Genomic DNA, 4,770 nt, shown 5'->3' with positions numbered 1-4,770 from the left:
TAATTGTTTTGTGCAATTGTTCTGCTGGTAGAGCGACGATATCGAAGGAATAGTGATCGAGAAAAGATTGAACCTTAGGAGTCGCTAAAATTGCCCTCAGTCGTTGAGTATTTTTTAATGTTCCTAGAGGGGGTAGCCAGTACTCCGGCATTTGTCGGATTCCACGCATCCCTCGCTCCTGACTCTCCAGCATTAGATAAATCATATAACTAGGGCACGATATTATCGTGCCCTTACAAAAGCATGTATTCAAAAAAATACAACGACTGAATTTTTGAAATCCTAACTACTGCTGCGAAGTCTGCTTATTCACTCGCTCAAGTTGCTCAGCAAAATAATTTTCCTGATACTGCAATGACTTTGCTAATTGCATACCTCTTTGGAAAACATCGAGAGCTTGAGAATACTTTCTTTGCTCTAGATAAATTTGTCCCATTTTGTCATAAGTATTCATCAAACCATAGAAATTATAGGATTGCTGCTGTGTCTTGATCAAAACATCATAAACTTGTAAAGCATAATCCGATTGATTATGAGTATGATACAAGGCGGCTAGCTTTTGCAGGGCTTCACTTGCATAAGCCCACTGCCGCAGCGCCCACGCTAACTTATAGGCATCTTGGTAGTTTTGACTCGCCGGATCGAGTTCATTGAGGGCTTCGTAGTCAGTCGCGATCGCAATTTTCAGGGCAGGTAAACGTGGATCGGTAGGGGGGTAAGTGGCTGCCAGCTTTTGCTTCATCCGCAAGGCATTTTCCGGTTGCTGGGCTTTGTTGTAGATGTAAACGAGTTGTTCGAGATAAGCTAGTTCATTAACGCGGTCGCCCCGTGCCTGGGCTTGAGTGAGCAAATCCTCATAAACGGCTGCCGCTTGCGGGTAGTTGAACCAATCCATGTTCAGTTGAGCCAGCGTTTTCAGCGTCGCCTCTTGAGCCTCCGTATCCCCTTGCTGACGCTCTTGAGCCAAAATTTGCTGATAAACTTTGACCGCAGGTTCTGGAAATCTCACCTGCTGGTAAGCCTGTCCCAACGCTTGCAGAAGTTCTAGATTCAGTGCTTTCTTATCCTCAGCCTCTTTCTGAATCTCCTGCAAACGCTTTGTAATCACTTGCGCATCGAACTTACGAGTGTTCTGCCAAGCTATCTCCCCAACTCGCCCCAGCGCCTGCACCTCCTCCACTCGATCTAGTACCCGACGCAGTCGCAGTCCTCGATACCAAACATCAAACGCTTCATCTGCTTTTTTTTCTTTGTACAAAGCTAGACCCTGAGCATCTAACTCATCAATAGCGCTTCTCAATCTCGACTGTTCTTCCGGGCTGAGAGTCCCCCTTTTAGGTATTCGAGGCAACAGTGGATCAGGTTTGGTGATTTCCAAGGGGTTAACCTTGAATTCCTCTGGCTTCGGCTTCTCTTGGGCTGCCAATGCCACTGAACTGAAGCAAAGTAGGAATGTGGCAGTCCATAACCCTGCCCTTCCCCAATTTAGAAGTTTAGGTTGTAAAGAATTTAATATCACTTTAGTCATAACGAATTTACACCCCAATTGACGCTTAAATTAAAGCCAGAGTTTCTGTTCATTCCTTGACAAACTGTACCTACTTGTTGCTCTGATAGAATAACTACTCATGACTCAGCTAGTAAAGCGTAACCGCTTAAAGTTACAGGCATCTCGCCAGTTGTTTTCCCTACTCTTCGTTGTGGTGCTAACACTGCTGAGTTTCCTGACGACAGCTTGTGCTCCATCCCAGGCGAGGACAGCAGAACAACGGACATTTCGCGATATTTCCCTCGATTTCTTAGGCGAGTACCAACTCCCCAAAACAAAGTTTAAGGACACGCCCGTTGGGGGATTATCTGCCTTAACCTACGATCGCCAGCGCAATAAATTTTATGCTCTTTCCGATGACCGCTCTCAATTCGCCCCAGCTCGGTTTTACACCCTAGGACTCAGTGTCAAGCGCACTGATAAGGGGGAGATTGGTCTTGAAAAAGTAGATGTTGAAGATGTTACCTTTCTCACCGATGAGAACGGCAAAAATTATGCCCAAGGGAGTATTGACCCTGAAGGCATTGCCCTGTCCCCCAGAAAAACTGTGTTTATTTCTAGTGAAGGCGTTCCGAGTAAGGGAATTGCTCCTTTTATCCGGGAGTTCGATCTAAAAACCGGACAACAGCAGCAAAGCTTGGTAATTCCAGAACGCTATCTGCCCAATGAGGATACCAAGGAGGAGCAACCACCTCGCGGTATTCAAGATAATCTAGGGTTCGAGGCGTTGACGTTGGAACTAGGAAGCTTAGCGGCAGGAAGTGGTGACCCCTTTCGCCTATTTACTGCTACCGAGTCTGCACTCTTGCAAGACAAATTACCAGGTAAATCACAAGAGTCTGCTAGGCTTCGGCTGATGCATTATTTAATTGGCCCCATTAGTCGCCCGATGGTGGTGGCTGAACATCTCTACCTACTCGACCCTACTCCCGATGGTGCGATCGATAATGGTTTAACGGAGTTAGTCACGGTAGATACAGGGGGGCACTTTCTAACCCTGGAACGTACCTATGGAACATTGGGAGCCAATGCCAAAATTTATCAGATGGCAATGAGTGCGGCAACAGATATCTCGACCATTGAAACGCTCAAGGGTGATATTTCCAGAATTAATCCTGTGAAGAAAAAGTTGGTGTTGGACTTGAGTCAATTAGGAATTTATCTAGATAACTTGGAGGGAATGGAACTAGGACCACGTCTGCCTGATGGAAGTCAGAGTTTAGTTTTGGTAAGTGATGATAATTTTAGCGATACTCAGGTGACGCTGTTTCTTTTGTTCCGCCTGAAGGGATTGGGATGAAACTTCACTGATTGAGAATCTAACCTGAAAGTGGGGAGTCGGGAGTCGGGAGTCGGGAATGGGGAAGAGTCTTTTATTGAATGCTCGTGTGCGTTAGCGAAGCGTAAGCCCAGCTCATGGGGAGTTTTGCACCATTTTCTCCGACGGGCGTCCCGTCCATCCTACGGCGGAGCAAGTTTTCCGGTAGAGAGCGATCGCATCTTCCATTTCCAGAACAAGCGATCGCCTTTGGCATTGCCGCAATGTCGCATGGTGCGAAGCAGCATAGTGATAGTGCAGCGTTAGCGACGAAGGAGCGTTGGAACGAGCGTCGGCGCGACGCTAGCTGATCGCGTTTTCTGCTAGATTATGGTATTGACCGATACATTAGGTATTCTTCTGGCGGGAAGGGAGTAATTACTCTGAAGCCTTAGGTTGGGCGATACGGGCTTCAATATCCTCTAAAGTTTGTAGCAGCAGACGCTTTGCCTGTAATTCCCAGCCCCATTTCTGAATGCGGTACGCGGCAACAACTCCGGCAACAGCTACGATATAGCCTATCCATTGCATGAGAGAAATTGCTCCAAGTAAACCCAATCCGGCAATTCCCCAAAAGGGTAAAGCAACGGTTTGACGCTGTTCCTCAATCAGCTTGGGCAAGCCGTCAGATGCCATTTGTGCGGCTAAGGCTTCACGACAACGACGTTGCTGTTCCAGGGGCACAGATAGACCAATCTTACGGCGGAGTTTCTCCATTTTGCGGGCATCAGTACTGTACTCGGTGAGTTCGTCTTCTGCCATTTTGATTAGGCGATCGAGTTGTTCCATGATGTGACTCCTGCGGCTGTACATCTTAGAGTTATGAGCTAGGATTGAGCCACTCCCACGGAGTCAAGCGCGTGGGATTCAGGCATTAGACAGAGATTGCAGGCTCAACCTGTCTGACATTTCCTACGCCTATGGGATGAGGGTAGGGGGTTTTTTGTTGTCAAGTCCGGCAGAGTCAAAGTTTTCAAGCTGTCTACGGATGGTAAAGAACAAATTTTACATCCTCTCGCAGATGGATAGCATTTAACAGTATTAGCAGAAGGCTAAGAGCAGATTTATAAATTTATGTTAAATCCTTCTCATAAGTTTTCAGGAAAGATTAGAGTATTTATACTTACAAATATACGTCATCTATCTAAAGGATGAATTGTAAAATCACATAGGGTTTGGATGAACAGCTCATCAGTGGTAGCATCGCACTGATATAGATACAGCCCCAATTTGACTGTCTCACGACTTACCAGGAAATTGATATGGGAGCAGTACTACTAGTAGAGGATAATCGGACGCAACAGCTAGCGATGTCAGCCATACTCAGAAGGCGCGGCTTCAACGTGATTATCGCGAGTGATGGTGTCGAAGCACTATTAAAAATTCACTGTTATTGCCCGTCCCTGGTAATTTTGGACATCGTTTTGCCTAAAATGAATGGCTACGAAGTTTGCCGCTGGATCAAAACCAATAAGAAAACCCAGAACCTACCTGTAATCATGTTTACGGCTAAAAGCGAAGAATTGGATTTTTACTGGGGTAGCAAGCAAGGTGCAGATGCTTATATCTCTAAGCAAAGTCACCCTCAAGTACTGCTTGATTCTGTTAATCAGTTTTTACCATTACCTCATCAACAGCTTGATACTTATCAGCAGGCTTAAGTTGGGTGGCACTGATTTAAGAACTCTCATACCTCACCCATCAACCCTTGCGGAGGGGGTCTGGGGGAAGCGTTGTGCGCTACGCGCCCCGCTTCGCTAACGTCCCCCAGTGGGGGGTTTGGGGGGAACCCCCCCAATCTGGGTTTTTCCCAAACAACGATCACTTTTCCCTTAATTCAGTGCCATTTGGCTTAAGTTGGGTGGATCTATCGCCGTAGAACTAATATCACGTCCGGTTAAAC

The 4,770-nt window shown here is 46.5% G+C and carries 5 protein-coding genes and 1 pseudogene; 4 read left to right on the top strand and 2 right to left on the bottom strand.

The window, feature by feature from the left end; all coding sequences use genetic code 11:
• Positions 1–286: 286 nt before the first annotated feature.
• Positions 287–1,432, bottom strand: a complete 1,146-nt coding sequence (locus V6C93_RS16395; RefSeq protein ID WP_333477740.1) for a hypothetical protein — start codon at positions 1,430–1,432, stop codon at positions 287–289.
• A 196-nt stretch (positions 1,433–1,628) separates the two neighbouring features.
• Between V6C93_RS16395 and V6C93_RS16390 the strand changes: the two genes are divergently transcribed.
• Positions 1,629–2,849 (top strand): esterase-like activity of phytase family protein, encoded by a 1,221-nt coding sequence (locus V6C93_RS16390; RefSeq protein ID WP_333477739.1) that lies wholly within the window; start codon positions 1,629–1,631, stop codon positions 2,847–2,849.
• 116 nt (positions 2,850–2,965) lie between these two features.
• Positions 2,966–3,178: a hypothetical protein gene (locus V6C93_RS16385; protein ID WP_333477738.1), complete on the top strand. Its 213-nt coding sequence runs from the start codon at positions 2,966–2,968 to the stop codon at positions 3,176–3,178.
• A 67-nt stretch (positions 3,179–3,245) separates the two neighbouring features.
• Here the strand turns inward: V6C93_RS16385 and V6C93_RS16380 are convergent, their stop codons facing one another.
• Positions 3,246–3,656, bottom strand: a complete 411-nt coding sequence (locus tag V6C93_RS16380; RefSeq protein ID WP_333477737.1) for a hypothetical protein — start codon at positions 3,654–3,656, stop codon at positions 3,246–3,248.
• 135 nt (positions 3,657–3,791) lie between these two features.
• Here V6C93_RS16380 and V6C93_RS16375 point away from each other — a divergent pair.
• Positions 3,792–3,890, top strand: a pseudogene (locus tag V6C93_RS16375) (cyclic nucleotide-binding domain-containing protein); the annotation flags it as partial.
• Between the two features lie 239 nt (positions 3,891–4,129).
• Positions 4,130–4,528: a response regulator gene (locus tag V6C93_RS16370; RefSeq protein ID WP_333477736.1), complete on the top strand. Its 399-nt coding sequence runs from the start codon at positions 4,130–4,132 to the stop codon at positions 4,526–4,528.
• Positions 4,529–4,770 lie beyond the last annotated feature (242 nt).

Origin of the sequence: Allocoleopsis sp. (genome assembly GCF_036703385.1) — a bacterium.
Classification (GTDB): domain Bacteria; phylum Cyanobacteriota; class Cyanobacteriia; order Cyanobacteriales; family Coleofasciculaceae; genus Allocoleopsis.
The sequence above is the reverse complement of the archived record's forward strand: the minus strand, read 5'-3'. Positions and strand labels throughout refer to the sequence as shown.

Coding starts and splice junctions, on each gene's coding strand:
- V6C93_RS16380 (WP_333477737.1), bottom strand. CDS start 3,656: ATGGAACAACTCGATCGCCTAATCAAAATGGCAGAAGACGAACTCACC.
- V6C93_RS16390 (WP_333477739.1), top strand. CDS start 1,629: ATGACTCAGCTAGTAAAGCGTAACCGCTTAAAGTTACAGGCATCTCGC.
- V6C93_RS16370 (WP_333477736.1), top strand. CDS start 4,130: ATGGGAGCAGTACTACTAGTAGAGGATAATCGGACGCAACAGCTAGCG.
- V6C93_RS16385 (WP_333477738.1), top strand. CDS start 2,966: ATGGGGAGTTTTGCACCATTTTCTCCGACGGGCGTCCCGTCCATCCTA.